The sequence below is a fragment of the Saccharopolyspora sp. MMCC62 genome, from assembly GCF_057736575.1.
In genome coordinates this window covers 96961-116224 of the sequence record NZ_JBYKCM010000014.1, presented here as the reverse complement: position 1 = coordinate 116224, position 19264 = coordinate 96961, and the positions used below count along the sequence as shown (strand labels likewise).

Annotated in this window: 20 protein-coding genes; 11 read left to right on the top strand and 9 right to left on the bottom strand. The window is 72.2% G+C overall.

What is annotated here, in order from left to right:
- Positions 1 to 37: 37 nt before the first annotated feature.
- Entirely contained in the window at positions 38 to 520 is a 483-nt protein-coding gene (locus tag AC29IT_RS26470) for a MarR family winged helix-turn-helix transcriptional regulator (RefSeq protein WP_358444908.1), read from the bottom strand.
- A 161-nt stretch (positions 521 to 681) separates the two neighbouring features.
- Between AC29IT_RS26470 and AC29IT_RS26465 the strand changes: the two genes are divergently transcribed.
- Positions 682 to 1950 (top strand): FAD-dependent oxidoreductase, encoded by a 1269-nt coding sequence (locus AC29IT_RS26465; RefSeq protein WP_358444905.1) that lies wholly within the window; start codon positions 682 to 684, stop codon positions 1948 to 1950.
- Complete coding sequence (locus AC29IT_RS26460) at positions 1947 to 2603, top strand: SDR family oxidoreductase (RefSeq protein WP_488220466.1); 657 nt, start codon at positions 1947 to 1949, stop codon at positions 2601 to 2603. The genes AC29IT_RS26465 and AC29IT_RS26460 overlap by 4 nt, the downstream gene beginning before the upstream one ends.
- A gap of 219 nt (positions 2604 to 2822) precedes the next feature.
- Here AC29IT_RS26460 and AC29IT_RS26455 read toward each other — a convergent pair whose 3' ends face one another.
- Positions 2823 to 3740: a hypothetical protein gene (locus tag AC29IT_RS26455; protein ID WP_358444899.1), complete on the bottom strand. Its 918-nt coding sequence runs from the start codon at positions 3738 to 3740 to the stop codon at positions 2823 to 2825.
- A 210-nt stretch (positions 3741 to 3950) separates the two neighbouring features.
- Between AC29IT_RS26455 and AC29IT_RS26450 the strand changes: the two genes are divergently transcribed.
- Positions 3951 to 4217: a hypothetical protein gene (locus AC29IT_RS26450; RefSeq protein WP_358444897.1), complete on the top strand. Its 267-nt coding sequence runs from the start codon at positions 3951 to 3953 to the stop codon at positions 4215 to 4217.
- A gap of 76 nt (positions 4218 to 4293) precedes the next feature.
- On the opposite strand, the gene tesB is transcribed toward AC29IT_RS26450, so the two are convergent.
- Together tesB and pyk are read right to left on the bottom strand one after the other, a co-directional pair.
- On the bottom strand, positions 4294 to 5238 hold the full coding sequence (tesB, locus tag AC29IT_RS26445; RefSeq protein WP_488220465.1) for an acyl-CoA thioesterase II: 945 nt from the start codon (positions 5236 to 5238) through the stop codon (positions 4294 to 4296).
- 104 nt (positions 5239 to 5342) lie between these two features.
- Complete coding sequence (gene pyk / locus AC29IT_RS26440) at positions 5343 to 6764, bottom strand: pyruvate kinase (protein WP_358444894.1); 1422 nt, start codon at positions 6762 to 6764, stop codon at positions 5343 to 5345.
- Between the two features lie 75 nt (positions 6765 to 6839).
- Between pyk and AC29IT_RS26435 the strand changes: the two genes are divergently transcribed.
- Positions 6840 to 7208 (top strand): VanZ family protein, encoded by a 369-nt coding sequence (locus tag AC29IT_RS26435; protein ID WP_358444891.1) that lies wholly within the window; start codon positions 6840 to 6842, stop codon positions 7206 to 7208.
- On the opposite strand, the gene AC29IT_RS26430 is transcribed toward AC29IT_RS26435, so the two are convergent.
- Positions 7159 to 7836: a DUF2461 domain-containing protein gene (locus AC29IT_RS26430; protein WP_488220464.1), complete on the bottom strand. Its 678-nt coding sequence runs from the start codon at positions 7834 to 7836 to the stop codon at positions 7159 to 7161. The genes AC29IT_RS26435 and AC29IT_RS26430 overlap by 50 nt on opposite strands.
- Positions 7837 to 7912: 76 nt before the next feature.
- Here AC29IT_RS26430 and AC29IT_RS26425 point away from each other — a divergent pair, with 76 nt between their 5' ends.
- Positions 7913 to 8584, top strand: a complete 672-nt coding sequence (locus AC29IT_RS26425) for a DNA alkylation repair protein (RefSeq protein WP_488220463.1) — start codon at positions 7913 to 7915, stop codon at positions 8582 to 8584.
- A gap of 55 nt (positions 8585 to 8639) precedes the next feature.
- Positions 8640 to 9107 carry an SRPBCC family protein gene (locus AC29IT_RS26420; RefSeq protein WP_488220462.1) on the top strand — a complete coding sequence of 156 codons (468 nt, stop codon included), beginning with the start codon at positions 8640 to 8642 and terminating at the stop codon, positions 9105 to 9107.
- Here AC29IT_RS26420 and AC29IT_RS26415 read toward each other — a convergent pair.
- The 3 genes from AC29IT_RS26415 to AC29IT_RS26405 form a co-directional block, all read right to left on the bottom strand.
- Positions 9104 to 9682 (bottom strand): DinB family protein, encoded by a 579-nt coding sequence (locus AC29IT_RS26415; RefSeq protein ID WP_488220461.1) that lies wholly within the window; start codon positions 9680 to 9682, stop codon positions 9104 to 9106. The two genes, AC29IT_RS26420 and AC29IT_RS26415, sit on opposite strands and share 4 nt — an antisense overlap.
- Positions 9683 to 9776: 94 nt before the next feature.
- A complete protein-coding gene (locus AC29IT_RS26410) occupies positions 9777 to 10043 on the bottom strand; it encodes a hypothetical protein (RefSeq protein ID WP_488220460.1) in 267 nt (88 codons plus the stop codon).
- Positions 10044 to 10082: 39 nt separating this feature from the next.
- On the bottom strand, positions 10083 to 10208 hold the full coding sequence (locus tag AC29IT_RS26405) for a hypothetical protein (RefSeq protein WP_488220459.1): 126 nt from the start codon (positions 10206 to 10208) through the stop codon (positions 10083 to 10085).
- Between the two features lie 429 nt (positions 10209 to 10637).
- On the opposite strand from AC29IT_RS26405, the gene AC29IT_RS26400 reads away from it, so the two are divergent.
- The 3 genes from AC29IT_RS26400 to AC29IT_RS26390 all read left to right on the top strand — a co-directional run bounded on the left by AC29IT_RS26400 (position 10638) and on the right by AC29IT_RS26390 (position 14531).
- A complete protein-coding gene (locus AC29IT_RS26400; RefSeq protein WP_488220458.1) occupies positions 10638 to 10904 on the top strand; it encodes a hypothetical protein in 267 nt (88 codons plus the stop codon).
- A gap of 9 nt (positions 10905 to 10913) precedes the next feature.
- The gene (locus AC29IT_RS26395) at positions 10914 to 13244 is read left to right on the top strand and encodes an ATP-binding protein (RefSeq protein ID WP_358444871.1); all 2331 of its coding nucleotides are present in this window, start codon (positions 10914 to 10916) and stop codon (positions 13242 to 13244) included.
- A gap of 570 nt (positions 13245 to 13814) precedes the next feature.
- On the top strand, positions 13815 to 14531 hold the full coding sequence (locus AC29IT_RS26390) for a transglycosylase SLT domain-containing protein (RefSeq protein ID WP_488220457.1): 717 nt from the start codon (positions 13815 to 13817) through the stop codon (positions 14529 to 14531).
- On the opposite strand, the gene AC29IT_RS26385 is transcribed toward AC29IT_RS26390, so the two are convergent.
- On the bottom strand, positions 14525 to 15244 hold the full coding sequence (locus AC29IT_RS26385; protein ID WP_488220456.1) for a FadR/GntR family transcriptional regulator: 720 nt from the start codon (positions 15242 to 15244) through the stop codon (positions 14525 to 14527). The two genes, AC29IT_RS26390 and AC29IT_RS26385, sit on opposite strands and share 7 nt — an antisense overlap.
- A gap of 182 nt (positions 15245 to 15426) precedes the next feature.
- On the opposite strand from AC29IT_RS26385, the gene AC29IT_RS26380 reads away from it, so the two are divergent.
- Positions 15427 to 16827, top strand: a complete 1401-nt coding sequence (locus tag AC29IT_RS26380) for a GntT/GntP/DsdX family permease (RefSeq protein ID WP_358436195.1) — start codon at positions 15427 to 15429, stop codon at positions 16825 to 16827.
- A 118-nt stretch (positions 16828 to 16945) separates the two neighbouring features.
- Positions 16946 to 19243, top strand: a complete 2298-nt coding sequence (locus AC29IT_RS26375) for a HelD family protein (RefSeq protein WP_358436193.1) — start codon at positions 16946 to 16948, stop codon at positions 19241 to 19243.
- Positions 19244 to 19264: the final 21 nt, after the last annotated feature.

Here is a 19264-nt window from a genome sequence, read left to right as displayed (position 1 = left end):
GAAACCTAGGCGACCGCCCGGGCGGGGTCAACGACCATCAGGCCGAACCGGCGGGTTCTCCGGAGGCGGCCTCGGCGGCGAAGTCCCGCATCGCGTGCTGCATCCGGTGCAGGAACCGGTGCACGACGGCGAGTTCGGCGGCGTCGAACTCGGCCAGCACCGCGCGGCCGCGACCGGCGAGCGCGCCGAAGTACTCCCCGGCGAGCGAGCGCGCCGAGTCGGTGGGGCGCAGCTGGACCTGCCTGCGGTCGGTGCCCTCGCGGGTGCGCTGCACGTGGCCCCTGGCTTCGAGCCGGTCGACGATCGCGGTGACCGCCCCGGAGGTGAGCACGAGTTCGCGGCGGAGGGCGCGCGGTGTCGCGGGGGTGCCGAGCTGGTCCGCGTCCATGATCAGGACCAGGGCGCGCACGTCCGTGGGGTGCATGCCGTGCCTGGTCGCGAAGGCCTGCGAGATCCGTTCGCCTTCGACCCCCTGCCGGTGCAGCAGTTCCAGCACCTGGCTCTCGATCGGTGGTTCCACCGCTCGCCCTCCCCCCGACATGCGCTGCAGCTGGATCATACCAATGGTCTATTCTCTCAACAATTGACACAGTCGTCGACCGACATTAGTTTGAGGCGAGACGTGCCGGGAACCCCGATCCCGCTCCGGGACCGGGCGAACGGAGGACGAAGGTGAACCCCATGCCGGACGACACTCGGCCGCACTGCGCGATCGCAGGCGGCGGGCCGGGCGGCATGCTGCTCGCCTACCTGCTGGCCCGCGCGGGCGTGCGGGTGACGCTGCTGGAGTCGCAGCGGGACTTCCGGCGCGAATTCCGCGGCGACTCGCTGCACCCGTACACGCTGGAGCTCATGCAGCGGCTCGGGCTCGCCGACGACCTGCTGCGGCTGGAGCACAACCGCGCCACGACCTTCCGCTTCCACACCAGCTCCGGGGTCGTCACCACCGCCGAGTACGGCGGGCTGCGCGGCCCCTTCCCCTACGTGGCGCTGATGCCGCAGGCCCGGTTCCTCGACTTCCTCGCCGAGCGGGCCGCGGAGCTGCCCGGGTTCCGGCTGCTGCTGGGTTCCAAGGTCACCGGGCTCGTCGAGGAGTCCGGCCGGGTCACCGGCGTCCGCTACCGCGACGACGAGGGGGAGCACCGGCTGGACGCCGACCTGGTGGTGGGCGCCGACGGCCGGTTCTCCCGGCTGCGGCGGCTCGCCGACCTGCCCGTGGAACCGCTCGGCGGCGGCTCGGACATCCTGTGGTTCCGGCTCCCCCGGCACCACCAGGACCCGCCCGCCGCCGATGCCGAGCTCTACTTCGGGCCGGGGCACTACGTCTCCACCCTCGGCCAGGACCACGGCTGGCAGGTCGGCTACACGATCCCGAAGGGCGGCTACCCGGCGGCGAAGCGGGCCGGGGTCGGTCCGATTCGGGACTTCCTCACCGCCCGGGTGCCCTGGCTCGCCGACCGGGTCGGCAAGCTCACCGGGTTCGACGAGATCACCCTGCTGTCGGTGGAGATCTCCCGCGCGTCCCGCTGGCACCGGCCCGGGCTGCTGCTCATCGGCGACGCCGCGCACGTGATCTCCCCGGTCGGCGGCAACGGAATCCTCATGGCGATCCAGGACGCCGTCGCCGCCACCACCGTGCTCGTCCCCGAGTTCCGGCGCACCGGAGCCCCCGGCGAAGCGGCGCTCGCCGAGGTGCAGCGCCGCCGCGAACCGGCCGTCGAACAGGTGCAGCGCCAGCAGGTGCGCACCGAGCAGCGGGTCGCGGCCGCGCTCGCCGGCGATGGGGACTTCCGGCCGAACCGGCTGCTGCGCGCCGTGCTGCGGCTGCCCGCGGTGCGCCGCCGCGGTGCCCGCGCCAACGCCTACGGACCGTTCCCGCCCGAGCTCGACCTGACCCTGCTGGACCCCCGATCCGACCCGGCCGGCGGGCCGGCGCGAAGGAGCCGATGACGATGCTGGTGACCGTGCTCGGTGCGACCGGGAAGACCGGTTCGCTGATCGTGGCGGAGTTGCTCGCGCGCGGGCTGGTGGTGCGCGGCGTCCTGCGCCGCCCCGAAGCCGCCGACGAGCTGCGCGCCCGCGGCGCCGAACCGGTGGTCGCCGACCTCCGGTCCGACACCGGGGCGCTGGCCGCCGCGCTGTCCGGATCGGACGTCGTGATCAACGCGGCGGCCGCGAGCGACCCGCAGCCCGGGCTGGCCGAAGCCGTCGACCGCGACGGCGCGATCAACGCCGTCAAGGCCGCGGAGAAGGCGGGCGCCGACCGGTTCGTGCAGGTGTCCTCGCTGTTCGCGGACCGCCCGGACGAAGGCCCCGAGTTCCTGCACCGGGTGCTGCGCGCCAAGCAGGCCTCCGACCTGGCGCTGGCCGAATCCGGGCTGGCCTGGACGATCGTGCGCCCCGGCGGGCTCACCGACGATCCCGGCACCGGACTGGTGCGGCTGGCGGACCGGCTCACCGTCGCGCCGGGCATCCCGCGCACCATCCCGCGGGCGGACGTCGCCGCCGTCACCGCGGCCGTGCTCGACGAGCCGTCCAGCCGGTGCCGCGGATTCGACCTCACCAGCGGCACCACCGCGATCGCGGCCGCGCTCGCCGCCTGATCTCGGGCCGGGCGGGTCACCTCGCGCCGGGAACCCGCTCCGAGAGCGGTCCGGCTCCGATCGCAGACCGACCGGGGCCGGGCCGCGCCCGTCACACCGGCGCGCCGGGCAGGGAACAGGTCGGCCGCCGCCGGCTCGCCGGGCCGCACGACGACCTCGATCGGCGCGGTGTTCATCGTCTTCACCGGCGGCGCGGGGCCGCCGAACCTCGGCACCCGATCACCAAGGGAACGTGCGGACGTCCTCGATCAACTCGAATTCCCGAGAATGCTCGCCCGCGTCCAACCCGATCTCAATCCCCGCCAGCAGCACCTCGACCTCACCCGGAGAGCCCGCGGATCGTGCCCGGATGAACTTCAGCGCGTAGATCCTGTCCAAGCATCCGACCCCGTCATCGCGCGCGACCTTCCACAAGAACGCTTCGCCCTCGCCGCGGAAATGATCTCCCCAACAAACGAGCTCCTCCGCCGCGATCAGACGGACGAACAGGTCGCACGCAGGATCGGACATGACGGTTCGGAATACCGAGCAGGCCTCTTTCGAGTAGTCCGCCCCGAGGGAGTACAACACCCTCGCCGCCGATACGAGATCCATCCCGCCGACAGATCTGTCGAGCAGCAACAAGCGCAGCCCGGCTGCCACATCGGCACGCTTGTCACCTGCGACCGAAATCAACTTGGTGCCGGCACGAATTCGATGCCGCACCGGCAACGAGGCGTCGTTCAGGATCGGCAACAACGCGATCGGATCCACCCGATCACGCGCACCAGCGGATTCCGCTCTGGAGCGGTTCGGGGTGATCGAATTCCCGCCGGCCGGCGAGACGTACCGTTCGAGCAGTGCGACGGTCTCGCCGCCTGAGACGACCCCGCCGGACTCGGCCGGCAGCAGTTCCTTCGAGGCCGCCTCCCAGTACGCGAGCCACCGCGCAACGTCGGCGTCTCCCTTCCCGCAGGCCCGCACCAAGCTCTCCACCACCTCCCGCTTGGGGAGGCGTTTACCGGCCAACGCGTCCGAGAGCGTGCTGCGCGGCAAGGTCCGCCCGTGCGCCGCCGCCCTGCGCTCGATCTCCCGAAGTCCCGGATCTCCGGCCTCGATGATGAGTCCCCGCATTGTGACGACGAAGTCTCCGATCACCGAAGCCCGCCTCTCCGCCGACCGCACCCCACCCCCCGAATTTTTCGAAACCGTCCGAGATCGTCCGAATACCGAGCGTATCCGTCCGTGATCGTCCGGCTTGTTCCGGGGCTGTCCACAGCCCTTCCCCTGCCGGGCATCCGGCGATTTGCTCGACCCGGAGCACGACGGGACGGATCGTGCGACGACGAGCCCGGAGGAGACGGCGCAGTGCACCTGCCCACACTGGCGGCACTACCGATGACCCCTATTGCAGTCTGGATCGCAACTCGCGTCATTCTGCACATCATCGATGCAGCGGTTGCATTAACTATCACGATCGTCGCACTGCGCGAAGCCCCCGCCCACGAGAGGGCCGGAATCCTCCGCACCATTCCCGCAGTCCTCCACCCGGAACAATCGAAGAGAAAACGGCACGAACGGGAAAAGACCGCCACACCGAACCGCCCCGGAAAACGTCACCGCGCAACGAGATGAACCCCGGCACGACAAAAAGAACGGGACTTCCCGAACATTCGAGAAGTCCCGTTCCCATCGTCGATCCGGAATCGGATCAGTCCAGGACCCGGAGGAGGCCTTCCTGCACGACGGTGGCGACCAGGCGCCCGTCGCGGGAGAAGAACCGGCCGGTGGCCAGCCCGCGGGCGCCGGAGGCGCTGGGCGAGGCGCAGTCGTAGAGCAGCCACTCGTCGGCGCGGAACGGGCGGTGGAACCACATGGCGTGGTCCAGGCTCGCCCCGGACACCTTGTCCAGCATCCAGTACACGCCGTGCCGCACCAGCACCGAATCCAGCAGGGTCAGGTCGGACGCGAACGCCGCCATGCACACGTGCAGCAGCTTGTCGTCCGGCAGCACGCCGTCGGCCTTCATCCAGACCTGGCTGCGCGCTTCCCGCTCGCCGTTCTCCTTGCGGACCCACGGCGGGTCGGTGACGTAGCGGACGTCGATGGGCCGCGGCTGGTACGGCGTGCCGCCCATCTGCCCGAGCAGCCCGCCGACCTGCTCCCCGTAGGTCGGGAGCGACTCGGGGTCGGGCACGTCGGGCATCTGCTCGGCGTGGTCGATGCCGTCCTCGACCAGCTGGAACGACGCGGACAGCGAGAAGATCGGCTTGCCGTGCTGCACCGCCACGACCCGGCGGGTGGTGAACGACCGGCCGTCCCGGGTGCGGTCCACCTCGTAGACGATCGGCACGCTCGGATCGCCGGGCCGGATGAAGTAGGCGTGCAGCGAGTGCACCGGCCGGTCCTCGGGCACCGTGCGCCCGGCGGCGACCAGCGCCTGACCGGCGACCTGGCCGCCGAAGACCCGCACCGGCGACTCGGCGGGGCTGACCCCGCGGAAGATGTTCTCCTCGATCCGCTCCAGGTCGAGCAGAGCGATCAGCCGGTCCAGGACGGGCTGCCCGTGCGGCACCCCGTTCACGTCCAGCGGGACCGAGCTGTCGATGTGCAGGCCGGCCGGGTCGGCGGCCGCGGCTCGTGCCGCTTCGGTCACTTCTGCTCCTCGGGCGTTCTCGGGTGGTTCACCGGGCGGGAACTCCGGTGGTTCCCGCCCTGCCGGTCAACGTCGACCGACCCCACCTCCGCGCGCGGCACGGATCAGACGTGGTCTTCCTCGCCGAGGCGGTGCACCCGGATGAGGTTCGTCGAACCCACGGTGCCCGGCGGGGAACCGGCGACCACGACCACCATGTCACCGCGCTGCGAACGGCCGAGCGACAGCATCGCCTGGTCCACCTGCCGGACCATTTGGTCGGTCGTGTCCACTTTAGGCACGAGGAACGTTTCCGTCCCCCAAGTGAGAGCGAGCTGACTGCGCACCGATTCCTCGGGGGTGAACGCCAGCAGCGGCAACCGCGTGTGCAGCCGGGCGAGCCGCCGCACGGTGTCGCCGGACTGGCTGAACGCGACCAGCGCCTTCGCGCTGAGCCGCTCCCCGATGTCGCGGGCCGCGTAGGAGATGACGCCCCGCTTGGTGCGCGGCACGTGGCTCAGCGGCGGCGGCGTGGGCGAGCCCTCCTCGACGGCTTCGACGATGCGGGACATCGTCTGCACCGTCTCGATCGGGTAGTCACCGACGCTGGTCTCGCCGGAGAGCATCACCGCGTCGGTGCCGTCCAGGACGGCGTTGGCGACGTCCGAGGTCTCGGCGCGGGTCGGCCGCGAGTTGTGGATCATCGAGTCCAGCATCTGGGTGGCCACGATGACCGGCTTCGCGTTCTCCCGAGCGATCCGGATCGCCTTCTTCTGGACCAACGGGACGTGCTCGAGGGGGAGTTCCACGCCGAGGTCACCGCGGGCGACCATGACGCCGTCGAAGGCCAGCACGATGGCCTCGAGGTTGTCCACCGCCTCCGGCTTCTCCAGCTTCGCGATCACCGGCAGCCGGTGGCCGACCCGGTCCATCACCTGGTGCACCAGGTCGATGTCGGCGGGGCTGCGCACGAAGGACAGCGCGATGAAGTCCACGCCGAGCTGGAGGGCGAACTCGAGGTCCGCGACGTCCTTCTCGGACATCGCGGGCACCGACACGTCCATGCCCGGCATGGACAGTCCCTTGTGGTCGGAGACGGGGCCGCCTTCGACGACGTCGCAGACGACGTCGTTGCCCTCGACGGCGGAGACGGTCAGACCCACCTTGCCGTCGTCGACCAGGACTCGGTCACCGACCTTGGCGTCGGCGGCCAGTCCCTTGTAGGTGGTGGAAACGCGATCGTGGGTGCCTTGCACGTCGTCGATCGTGATTCGCACGACGTCGCCGGTGTTCCACTCGACCGGACCTTCCGCGAACTTGCCGAGGCGGATCTTCGGTCCTTGCAGGTCGGCGAGGATGCCGACGGCACGGCCACTTTCCTTGGCGGCGGTACGCACCAGGTCGTAGACCTGCTGGTGGTCGCCGTGGCTGCCGTGGCTGAAGTTCAACCGGGCGACGTCCATTCCGCTGCTGACGAGCTCGGCCACCTTCTCCGGTGAGGCGGTGGCGGGGCCCATGGTACAAACGATCTTGGCTCGTCGACTCACGTTGCGTCAGCCTAGTCTCTCCGGGCGCGCGTCGAATACGCAGCCACCGGGAAACGAACCGATCGGGATCTTGCGGTGCTGAATCATTCCAGGCCACGCCCCGGACAGCTGCTCTTCGGAGCGGTCGTCGGGGTCAGCCTGATCGTCCTGTTCACCCCGGAGTCCGGGGTGCCGTCGGCGCCGCCGGGCACCGACAAGGTCGTGCACCTGGTGCTGTTCGCGGCGCTCGCGTGGTCCGGTCGCCTCGCCCGGCTGCCGCTGCTCCCGCTGGCCGCCGGGCTCGTGGCGTACGCGGGGCTCTCGGAGGTGCTGCAGGCGGTGCTGCCGCTGGGGCGCAGCGGCGACGTGCTGGACGGGCTGGTCGACGTGCTCGGCGCGCTGCTCGGCCTGCTGGTCAGCGCCGCCGGTCGCTGGGTCCTACGTGGTCGGCGCACCACCGGTTGAGCTCGCGCAGTTCCCGCCACGCCGTGCGGACCCGGGTGAGGCAGCCGCGTTCGTGCAGCAGGTCGTCCGGCGCCCAGCGGCGCGCCACGTGCAGCGAGCGGTGCCGCAGCAGCTCCAGCCGCGGGTGGTCGGCGGAGATGCCGCGCGGGCGGGTGGCGAGCACGTCGCCGCCGCGCTCCCACTTCTTGCCCAGCGCGGCCAAGATCTCCTCCAGCGCCGTGCCGTGCAGCGGTTCGTCCACCGCCGTCCGGTAGCGGGCCAGCTGGTCGGGTTCGGCGTGGAAGCAGCCGCCCGCGACGAGCAGCCCGTCCGCGCTGATCTCCGCGTAGTAGGCGCCGCCGCCGCGGCCCGCCTCGACGACGGCACCGCAGTGCGTCTTGTACGGCGACTTGTCCTTGCTGAAGCGCACGTCCCGGTGCGGGCGGAACACCTTGCCCTTGCCGGTCGCCCCGCCGGCGTCGACCTCGGCGGCGAACTCGGGTTCCAGCTCGGCCAGCAGCGCCTCCATCGGGCCGCGCACCTGCTCCCGGTAAACGGCCTGGTGGTCGCTCCAGTAGGCCTTGGAGTTGTCGGCCTCCAAGCCCTCGTAGAACTCGACCGCCCCGTCCCCGAACCCCTCGAACCGCATCGGCCCAGCCTAGGAGACCGCTGATCGTCCCTGGTGACCACGTAGCCTCCGCGGAGGCGGACCAGCGGAGGCGGCGGTGGGTGTGACCACGGTGGACGAGGTGCGGACCGAGCTCGCCGAGCTCGAGGACCCGAAGGTGCGGGCCGTGAACGAACGGCACGGCGACGACCACGGCGTGAAGCTGGGCCCGCTGCGCGCCATCGCGAAGCGGCTGGGGAAGCGGCACGAGCTCGCGCGGGAGCTGTGGGCGACCGGGGATTCCGCGGCGCGGCTGCTGGCCGTCCTGATCTGCCGTCCGAAGGAGTTCGACCAGGCCGAGCTGGACGCGATGCTGCGCGCCGCACGCACCCCGAAGGTGCAGGACTGGCTGGTGGCGAACGTGGTGCGCAAGAGCCCGCACGCCGAGGCGCTGCGCCGCTGCTGGCACGCCGACCCGGACCCGGTGGTGGCGAGCGCCGGGTGGGCGCTGACCACCGACCGCATCGGCCGCTCGCCCGGCGGCCTCGACCTGCCCGGACTGCTCGACGAGATCGAGCAGCGGATGTGGGACGCGCCGGAGCGGTTGCAGTGGGCGATGAACGGCTGCCTCGCCCACATCGGGATCGAGCACGCCGAGCACCGCGCGCGGGCGATCGACATCGGCAGGCGGCTCGGGGTCCTCGCGGACTACCCGACGCCGCCGGGCTGCACCTCCCCGTACGCCCCGACCTGGATCACCGAGGTGGTGCGGCGCCGCGAGCACGGCTAGCGGCGCGGCCGCGCGCGGGCCAAGGTGGCGGCACCGCCGAGCGAAGGAACGTCCGATGAGCGCAGCCGTACCGGACTACACCTGCATCAGCTACCTCCGCGCCACCCCCGAGCAGGTGTGGGACGCGCTGACCGACGCGGAGGCGACCGCCGGGTTCTGGGGCCACTCGCAGGTCTCCGACTGGCAGGTCGGCAGCCGGGTCGACCACGTGCGCATCGACGGCTCCGGCGTCGCCGAGGTGTCCGGCCGGGTCGTCGAAGCGGACCGGCCGCGCCGCCTGTCGTTCGGCTTCGACGAGACCGAGAACTTCGACGTGGCCGGATTCGAGCCGAGCGTGGTCACGTTCGACATCGAACCCGGCCGCGGCATCGTGCGGCTCACCGTCACCCACTCCGCGCTCGCGGACCTCGACGCGTATCGGATGGTCGGTCAGGGCTGGCCCGCGGTGCTGTCGAACCTGAAGACGCTGCTGGAGACCGGCGAGGTGCTGCCGCAGGACCCGTGGACGTTCGACGCCGGCTAACCGGCGGTGCGAGCGATCTCCTCGAGGTGCTCGCGGTAGTCCGCCCACCACCGCTCGTCCTGCTCCGGCAGGTTGCTCCCGGTCGCGCGCCTGCCCGCGGCACCGTCGATGAGCTCGCGGACCACGTCGGCGTGACCGGTGTGGCGGGCGGTCTCCTCCAGCATGTGGCACAGCAGCCGGTGCAGGGTGATCTCGCCGCGTTCCGGCGGCCACCACGGCACCCGGCCCGCGGCGTCCAGCGGCAGCGCCGCGATGGTCGCGTCCGCGTGTGCCCAGGCGCGGTGCCAGAAGCCGATGATCTGCTCGCGGGATTCCTCGGCGGTGGCGTACATGTCCTCGTTGCGCTCGCCGCCGTCCTCGATCCACGGCATCGGTTCGGGGAACGGGCGGTCGTACACCTCGCCGAAGTAGCCCACCGCCACGCTCGCCACGTGCTTGAGCAGGCCCAGCAGGTTGGTGCCGGTCGGCGTCAGCGGCCGCCGCACGTCCTGGTCGGAGAGCCCGTCGAGCTTCCACAGCAGCGCGTCGCGGGCGTCGCGCAGGTACTGGTGCAGGTCGTCCTTGTGGTCGGTCATGCGCGCAGCGTGGCACCGGGCACCGACGTTCCGCGCGCGAATTTCGCCCCGGGTGACCGCCTCGTCCGCCGGTGCGAGCGGGCGGACGGCCTGGTCAGCCGACGTGGACGTAGCGCTGCATGCCGACCTGGCGGTGGTTGCCGACCGGGCACCAGAAGTCGTAGGTGCCGCGGGTGAGCGTCACGGTGAGATCGGCGGAGGCACCGGTCTTGACCGTGATCGTGCGCTTGTCCGCCACGCCCGGTCCCTTGATCTCCAGCGCGTGCGGCGCGATCCCCCGGTTCACCGCGCGGAAGGTGTAGCGCCCCGGCGGCAGGTGCGCGGGCAGCAGCAGCCGGTAGTCGACCATCGTCACCAGCACGTGCCGGGCGGGCTGCTCGGCCGCGGCGGGCGCCGGTGGTCACGCGGCCGGTGGTAGCGCGGCCGGTGCCGCGGCGGCCGCGGACGCCCCGCCGCACAGGCCCGCGACCAGCGCCACCGCAGCCAGCAGCGCCCCCGCTCCCCTGCTCGCATCGTTCCCTCGCATCGCGCACCCCCTGCGCATCGGCGCGGACAACGGCCGCCTCCCACGGTAGGACCGCGCGGCGCCCCGCTCTCGCCGGTCGCGGCGGAGGAAAATCCGGGGGCGACGTGACACCCGGCACCGGCTACCGTGCGCCCGTGATCGACGAGGTCGCCCGCGCGCACGGCCTGGACGTGCGGATCGACGGGGTCGATGCGACCGGGGGGGGGGAAGCGCCGCGCACCGACGTCACCGAGGGGGCGCCGAGGGGCGCCGAGCCGGCCGTACCGGAGCGCTGCGCGGACCGGTGGCGGCGGTGGCTCGACGACGACCGGTGCCGGGGGGCGAGGGCGTACCGGTGCACCACGACCTCAGCCCCGACCACACGCTGGTGGACGGTTCGGGAATCCTCACCGGCTGCTCGACTGGGCGGATGCCGGCGTCGACGACCCGGTGAGCGACTTCGTCGCCCCGCTCGCCGCGTTCGGCCCGGGAGCGCTGGACCGGCTGCTGGCGGCCTACCGCGCAGCGGGCGGGCACCCCGAACGGCCCCGGCGGGACCACGTCGCGGCGCTCACCGCGTTCCGCCGGACCGTCTCGCCGGGGTTGCACGGACTGCGCACGGGCAGCGGCGCTTCGTCGATCTCGCGCTCGCCCGCCTCACCTGCGCGGAGCGCTGACCTGCAAGATCGGCCCGACTGCGGGGGCGAGCCGGGTTAGGCTCGGGGTGTGGTCTCCAGTGCGCGCTCGGCCCGCGTCCGCGAGTCGGCGGGCAACCTACCGGTCGACGTCACCAGCTTCGTCGGCCGTCGGCACGAGATCACCCGGACGAAGCGGTTGCTCGCCGAATCCCGGCTGGTGACCCTCACCGGCCACGGCGGAGTCGGCAAGACGCGGCTGGCGTTGCGGGTGGCCGCCGGGATGCGGCGGATCTTCCGGGACAAGGCGTGGTGCGTGAGCCTGGAAGAGCTCCGCGACGGCACGCTGATCGCCGAAGCCGCCATCGAGCAGCTCAGCCTCGGCGGACCGTCCTCCGGAACCGACGTGGACGCCGTCGTCGAGCACCTCAAGCACCGGGAGATGCTGCTCGTCCTCGACAACTGCGAGCACGTCATCGAGGACGCCGCGCTGTTCGTCGACTCGGTGCTGCGCTGGTGCCCCGGAGTGCGGGTGTTGGCCACCAGCAGGCAGTCCCTCGGCGTGGCCGGGGAGGCGACCGTGGTGGTGCCGCCGCTGCAGATCCCCGACCTCGACGACCCGCCGCCGCCCGAGTCCTACGAGCAGTTCTCCTCCGTGCGGTTGTTCCTCGACCGCGCCCGCGCCACGGTGCCGGACTTCGAGGTCACCGAGGAGGACGGCGCGGTGCTGATGCGGCTCTGCGCGCGGTTGGACGGGAATCCGCTGGCCATCGAGCTCGCCGCGGTGCGCCTGCGCTCGCTGTCCCTGCACCAGCTGGAAGAGCGGCTGGTGGAGCGCTACGCGCTGCTCAGCGAGGGCCGCCGCGGCGCGCCCGCCCGGCAGCAGAGCCTGCGCGCGCTGATCGACTGGAGCTACGAGCTGTGCTCCGAGCAGGACCGGATCGCCTGGGCGCGGGTGTCGGTGTTCGCGGGCAGCTTCGGCCTCGCCGCCGCCGAGCACGTCGCCAGCAACGGGCTGAGCCCCGTCGACGTGCTCGGCGCGATGCACTCGCTGGTCGACCAGTCGATCCTGGTGCGCGAGCAGGAAGGCGACGAAGTGCGGTTCCGGCTGCTGCACGCGCTGCGCGACTACGGGCAGGAACGCCTGGACGCCGCGGGCGAGCGGCAGCCGGCCCTGGGGCGCCACCGCGACTGGTACGCGGAGGTCGCCGAGCGCTTCGCCGCGGAGTGGCTCGGGCCCGACCAGGTGTCGTGGGTGCGGGAGCTGCGGCTCGACCTGGACAACGTGCGGCTCGCGCTGGACTCGGCCGTGCACCGGCCGGACACCGCCCCGCAGGCGCTGCGGCTGGCGGCGCGGCTCACCCCGTTCTGGGGCATCCGCGGGCTCAACGGCGAAGCCCGGCACTGGTTGGAGACCGCGCTCGCGCACGCCCCCGCCGACGCCCCGGAACGGTCCGAAGGGCTGCGGGCCAACGCCTGGTTCGCGCTGGTGCAGGGCGACACGGCGGCCGCGGAACCGCTGCTGGCCGAAGCGGGCGAACTGGCCGCCGAGCACGACGACGAGTTCGAGATCGCCTACGTGACCCAGATCCGGGGCATGGCCGCGTTCTTCCACAACGACCTCGCCGAAGCGGAACGGCTGCTCACCGACGCGCTCGGCCGCTTCCAGGACCTGGCCGCGCCCAACGGCGAATGGTTCGGGCTGTTCGCGCTCGGCCTGGTCAAGGGGGTCCGCGGCGACCACGAAGGCGGGGTCGCGCTGCTGCGGGAGTGCATCGCGGCGACCACCGGGCGCGGCGAACTGTTCTGGCGGTCCACGGCGCTGTGGGCGGACGCGCACATCGAGATCCTGCGCGGCGCCTCGGCCCGGGCGGAGACCGCGGCGAAGGAGGCCCTGCGGCTGCAGCGCAGGCTGGACAACCGGCTCTCCAGCGCGTTCACCATGGACATCCTCGCGTGGATCGCGCACGGGCTGGGCCGCGACGAGCGGGCCGCGCGGCTGTTCGGCGCGGCCTCCGCGGTGTGGGACGCGGTGCGCGCGGCGCCCGAGTTCTACGCGAGCTTCCGCAACGCCCACGACGAGCACGAGCGCGGCGCGCGGCAGGCCCTGGGCGACCGCGCCTTCCGGGAGGCCTACGACCGCGGCTACCAGATGTCCTCGGAAGCCGCGGTGGACTACGCGCTGGAGCTCAAGCGGGCCACCCGCAGCGTGGCCCCGGACGAGCTGTCGGCGACGACGCTGACCAAGCGCGAGCGGGAGATCGCCGAGCTCGTCGCGCAGGGCCGGACGAACAAGGAGATCGCGGAGTCGCTGGTGATCGCGCAGCGCACCGTGGAAGGCCACGTGCAGCACATCCTGACGAAACTGGACTTCACCTCCAGAGCCCAGATAGCGGGCTGGCTCGCGGGGCGCCGGGGGTGAGGCACTCCTGTTGCTCGTCGGGGCGGGTGGCGGAACCTCAGCGGTCTTCTCGCTGCGGGATCGTTTTCACAGGTGGCTCCGCCACATGCGAAAACGCTGTCCTCGCGAGAAGACCGCTGAGAACCCGCGGGTGGTCCTGCTGCGTGCGTGGTCGCTGCTCAGCGGCTTCGCCGCTGACAGGACGAGGGCACTGATTCGGCTTCGCCGGGGATGGGTGCGGTGGTGTGGGTCCGTCGGGTGGTCGGCGGCTCAGCGGCTTCGTCGCTGACGAGCGACGGAGACCGATTCGGCTTCGCCGCTGGGGCTGGGCGGCGTGATCCCTCGCGCGTTGATGGCCGAGCTGTGGGGTTTCCGACCTCGGTGGTCGGGTTCTTGACGGGGGTGGTGGGTGGTCGGCAGGGTCCGGGGTGGATCACGGTGATGCTTGGTCGAGCTGAGCGAATGCCGGGTGTTGGTTACGTGGAGTGACTACTTTCCCGCGAATCGGTCGTTCTGATCTACCAAAGTAGGTACCTGCATACGTGGAAACCGCGATGTAGGTACACGGCCGGTGATGGACGGTTGGTTCTCGTGAGTTCCCCCGACCACACCTTCCCCCGAGCCCTGCCCACCCCCGAGCGCAAGACTCCGGCGGCGCTGCAGCGTCTGCAGGAGAAGGCGGTCCCGCAGCTGCGCGAGCTGTGGAGCATCGGCACCGCCATCGGCCCGCACCGCCTGTCCCCCCGGATGCGGACCGCCCAGATCGGTGCCGCGATCGTCGCGACCGGCGTGCTCAGCAGCATCCTCGGCGGCTCCCCCGCCGCCGAGGACACCGCGATCGAGCACGCCCCCCAGGTCCGCGCCGCTCCCGAAGCGGCTGCCGGGCACGTCCAGCCCGGACCGGTGAGTCCCCCGAACACCGGTCCCGGGCTGGACGGCGCGCCCGCCGGCGACCCCGTCGACGGCTGGATCGGCCAGGCGACCGCGGTCCTCGAGGCGAACGGCGTCTCCCGCGAGCAGATCGACCCGGAAGCGCTGCGCACGATCATCGAGCACGAGTCCGGCGGCGACCCGTCCGCCTCCAACGGCTGGGACTCGAACGCGGCCGCGGGCACCCCGTCCAAGGGCCTGATGCAGACCATCGACCCGACGTTCCACTCGTACGCGGTGCCCGGGCACCAGGACATCTGGAACCCGGTGGACAACATCGTGGCCGCCACCCGCTACTCCATCGACCGGTACGGCTCGATCTCGAACGTGCCGGGCGTGCAGGGCGTGAGCTCCGGCGGCTCCTACGAGGGCTACTGAGCGGATCCGGTGGCGCGCCGTTCGGCGGTGAGGCTCTCCAGGGTCCCGGCGAACGCCTCCTCCACCAGTTCGCGCATCGCCGACTCGGCGCGCGCCGGATCTCCGCCGCGGACGCACTCGGCGATCTCGCAGTGCAGCCGCAACGCGACCGGTTCCGGGTGCTCCGGCATCAGGCCGCGCCCGGTCCGCCAGCGCAGGACCTCGCCGAACACGTCCTCCAGCTGCGCGAACATCTCGTTGCCGGAGGCGGCCAGCACCAGGCCGTGGAAGGCGACGTCAGCCTCCAGGAACGTCTCCAGATCGCCGGCGCGCGCGGTGGCGACCATCCGCTCGGCCAGCCCGACCAGCCGGGCCGCCTGCTCGTGGTCGGCGTTGCGGGCGGCGGCCGCAGCGGCGACCGGTTCGACCGCGGTGCGCAGCTCGGCCAGCGTGCGGACCTGCGCGGACCGGTCCACCGCGAGCAGCCAGCGGATCAGCGCCGGGTCGAAGGTGTTCCACTCGGCGCGCGGGCGCACCACGACGCCGACGCGCTTGCGGCTGACCACCAGCCGGATCGAGGCCAGGGTGCGGACCACTTCGCGGGCGACGCTGCGGGAGATGCCGAACCGCTCCTCCAGCCCGTCGATGCGCAGCACGCTGCCCGGCGGGTGCACTCCCGCGCTGATCTCGTGGCCGAGCAGGTCGACCACCTGCCCGTGCAGTCCGCCGCTCACCGGGCTCCTTCCGTCGACGGCCCACTCTTCCAGCGCCCCGGACGTCGCGGGCACCTGACCGCACTATGCCGGTGACCCGACTAACAGAGCCGACTTAATCGGTTCACCAGCCTCAAAAGTCATACTTATTGGGGATCTGCTCCTAGGGTGGGCCGCGCACCGAGCTCAGCGAGGAGCCCCTCATGCCACTGCCGCACCCGACCGCAGCCCTGCTCGCGCAGGCCCCACCCGCAGCCTGGACCGGCCACGACACCCGGCTGCTGGCCGCCGCGGTCGCCGGCATCGCCGTCATCGTCGTGCTGATCAGCTGGGTGAAGCTGCACCCGTTCCTGTCGCTCGCGCTCGGCGCCGCGACCCTCGGCGTCACCGCCGGAATGCCGTTCGGCGACCTCGTCGAGACCTTCACGAAGGGGCTCGGCAGCACCGTCGGGGACGTGGGGCTGCTGGTCGCGCTCGGCGCCATGCTCGGCAGGCTGCTCACCGACACCGGCGGCGCCGAGCAGATCGTGGAGACCGTGCTGGCGCGCACCACCCGCCGCACCCTGCCGTGGGCGATGGTGTTCATCGCCGCGCTGCTCGGCCTGCCGATGTTCTTCGAGGTCGGCGTCGTGCTGCTGGTGCCGGTCGTGGTCATGGTCGCCGCCCGTTCCGAGCAGCCGATGCTGCGCATCGGCATCCCCGCGCTCGCCGGGCTCTCCATCCTGCACGGGCTGGTGCCGCCGCACCCCGGGCCGCTGGCCGCGGTGGACGCGCTCGGCGTCGACGTGGGCACCACCCTCGCGCTCGGCATCGTGGTGGCCATCCCCACCGCCATCGTTGCCGGTCCCGTGTTCGGCTCGTTCATCGCGAAGCGGGTCGAGCTGCCCGCCGCGTCCACGCTGCTCGGCAAGGCCCCCGGTCCGGACAGCGAGGGCAGGCGGCCCGGATTCGCGCTGTCGGTGCTGATGCTGCTGCTGCCGGTGCTGCTGATGCTCGGCAAGTCCGTCGCCGACCTGGCGCTGACCGAGGGCACCGCCGCCTACTCGGCGCTGGACACCCTCGGCACGCCGGTGGTGGCGCTGGCGCTGACCGTGCTGCTGGCCATGGGCACCCTGGGGCCGCGCTCCGGGCTCGGCCGCGAACGGCTGTCCGGCATCGTCGGCGCCGCGCTGCCGCCGGTCGCCGGGATCATCCTCATCGTCGGCGCGGGTGGCGGGTTCAAGGAGACCCTCGTCGAATCCGGCGTCAACACGATGATCACCGACCTGGCCGCGGGCGCGCACCTGTCGCCGCTGGTGCTGGCCTGGCTGATCGCCGTCGGCATCCGGGTCGCCACCGGGTCCGCGACCGTCGCCACGATCTCCGCGGCGGGCATGGTCGCGCCGCTGGTCGCCGGGCTGGACCCGGTGCACGGGGCGCTGGTCGCGCTGGCCGTCGGCTCCGGCTCGCTGTTCTTCTCGCACCTCAACGACGCCGGGTTCTGGCTCGTGAAGGAGTACTTCGGGATGACCGTCGGGCAGACGCTCAAGACCTGGTCGGCGATGGAGACGATCCTGTCCGTGGTGTCGTTCGCGGTGCTCTGCCTCCTGGAGCTGCTGCTGTAGCCGGGAGGCCCCGGCCTCGCGGCCGGTATGATGGTTGGTCGGACTTTCGCCAGGGACGCATCGCACCCGTCGGCACATCCGTCCGGCACATCACGGTTGAGCACGAGGTGGAACCAAGTTGTCCAATGCCCGAGCTGATCGGGGACCCGACCGCACCGACGACCTAGCCGCCGAGCAGCAGTACGTCTCGACGCTCTACGACAAACTCGACGAACTCCGCCGGGACGCGACGAAGCGGCTCACGGACACGTTGCGGGAGACCGGCGGCACGCCGCAGGCCCGCACCGAACGCGACATCTCCACCACGATGTACACCGACAAGCTGACCCAGCTCAGCGCGGTCGAGCACGGCCTGTGCTTCGGTCGCCTCGACCTGGACAGCGACGAGGTCTTCCACATCGGGCGGATCGGCCTGTTCGACGAGGAGCGCGAGTACGAGCCGCTGCTCATCGACTGGCGCGCCCCGGCCGCGCGCCCCTTCTACCTGGCCACCGCCGCCGCCCGCGAAGGCGTGTGGCGGCGCCGCCACCTGCGCAGCAAGTGGCGCACCGTCGTCGAGCTCGAAGACGAGATCCTCGACCTGGACGCGGGCGAGCAGGGCAGCGACCTCGGTCTCGCCGGGGAGGCCACGCTGCTGGCCGCGCTCGACGCGCGCCGCACCGGGCAGATGGGCGACATCGTCGCCACCATCCAGGCCGAGCAGGACCGCATCATCCGCGCCCCCATGAACGGGGTGCTGGTGGTGCAGGGCGGGCCGGGCACCGGCAAGACGGCGGTGGCGCTGCACCGCGCCGCGTTCCTGCTCTACACCTACCGCGAGCAGCTGACCAAGCGCGGTGTGCTCGTGGTCGGTCCGAACTCCACGTTCCTGCGCTACATCGGGCAGGTGCTGCCGTCGCTCGGCGAGACCGGCGTGCTGCTGTCCACCGCCGGCCAGCTGTTCCCCGGCATCGACGCCACCGCCGACGAACCGGCGGCGGCCGCCGAGGTCAAGGGCCGCGGCGCGATGGTGCAGGTGCTCAACTCGGCCGTGCGGGACCGCCAGCAGGTGCCGAAGACCCCGATCGAGGTGCTGTTCGACCGGGAGCCGCTGACCATCGGCAAGAACCTCGTCTCGCACGCCCGCAGCCGCGCCCGCCGGTCCCGGAAGCCGCACAACCACGCGCGCCGGATCTTCCGCAAGGAGATGGTCTCCGGGCTGACCCGGCAGGTCGCCGACCGCCTCGGCCGCGACCTGCTGGACCGCCGCGACCTGGACGACATCGGCGCCGAGCTGCGCGCCGACGACGCGGTCGGCGAGGTCCTCGACTCGCTGTGGCCGCAGCTGACGCCGCAGCAGGTGCTCGACGACCTGCTCAGCGTGCCGAAGCGGCTCACCACCGCCGCCCGCAAGCACCTCTCCGATCAGGAGCGGCAGCTGCTGCTGCGCCCGCCGGGATCGCCGTGGACGCCCGCGGACGCCGCGCTGCTGGACGAGCTGGCCGAGCTGCTCGGCGAGGACGACACCAAGGCCCGCGAGGAGCAGGCGCGGCAGGAGCGCGAGGAACTCGCCTACGCCCAGGGCGTGCTGCACCTCATGGAGCAGGACGAGGAGATCGCCGACGAGGAACGGCTCCGCGTCTCCGACGTGCTCGACGCCGAACTGCTCGCGCAGCGGCACCGCACCCGCAGCGACCTCACCGCCGCGGAACGCGCCGCCGAAGACCGCACCTGGACGTTCGGGCACGTCATCGTCGACGAAGCCCAGGAGCTGTCCACGATGGCGTGGCGGGTGCTGATGCGCCGCTGCCCCAGCCGGTCGATGACGCTCGTCGGCGACATCGCCCAGACCGGGGCGCTCGGCGGCGCGGCGTCGTGGGACGAGGTGCTGTCGCCGTACGTGATGGACCGATGGAAGCTCGCCGAGCTGACCGTCAACTACCGGACGCCCGCCGAGATCATGGCGGTCGCCTCCGACGTGCTCGACGCGCTCGACACCGATCTGGAGGCGCCGACCTCGGTGCGCACCAGCGGGCACGAGCCGTGGACGCGACGGGTTCCGGAGGCGGAGCTGGCCGCGGCGCTGCCGGGCCTGGTGCGCGACGAGCTCGCCGCCGTCGAGGGCACCCTCGCGGTGCTGCTGCCGCCGGAGCACCTCGCCGAGGTCGGCGGCCGCATCGCCGAGCAGGTGCCGGAGGCCGAGGTGGGCGCCCAGGAGGACGGCCTCGAAGCGCGGGCCGTGGTGCTCACCGTCGAGCAGGCGAAGGGGCTGGAGTTCGACTCGGTGCTGGTCGCCGACCCGGACCGCATCCTCGGCGAATCGGCGCGCGGGCTCAACGATCTGTACGTGGCCCTGACCCGCGCCACCCAGCGCCTCGGCGTGGTCCACACCGGCGCGGCCCTCCCGGACGTCCTGGCGGCGCTCGGCGAGGAGTGATCGACACCCGCGGCGCGAGGC

Excerpts from the sequence above, each read along its gene's own strand:
- AC29IT_RS26465 (WP_358444905.1), top strand. The coding sequence starts at position 682 with ATGCCGGACGACACTCGGCCGCACTGCGCGATCGCAGGCGGCGGGCCG.
- AC29IT_RS26460 (WP_488220466.1), top strand. The coding sequence starts at position 1,947 with ATGACGATGCTGGTGACCGTGCTCGGTGCGACCGGGAAGACCGGTTCG.
- AC29IT_RS26430 (WP_488220464.1), bottom strand. The coding sequence starts at position 7,836 with ATGCGGTTCGAGGGGTTCGGGGACGGGGCGGTCGAGTTCTACGAGGGC.
- AC29IT_RS26420 (WP_488220462.1), top strand. The coding sequence starts at position 8,640 with ATGAGCGCAGCCGTACCGGACTACACCTGCATCAGCTACCTCCGCGCC.
- AC29IT_RS26415 (WP_488220461.1), bottom strand. The coding sequence starts at position 9,682 with ATGACCGACCACAAGGACGACCTGCACCAGTACCTGCGCGACGCCCGC.
- AC29IT_RS26405 (WP_488220459.1), bottom strand. The coding sequence starts at position 10,208 with ATGCGAGGGAACGATGCGAGCAGGGGAGCGGGGGCGCTGCTGGCTGCG.
- AC29IT_RS26380 (WP_358436195.1), top strand. The coding sequence starts at position 15,427 with ATGCCACTGCCGCACCCGACCGCAGCCCTGCTCGCGCAGGCCCCACCC.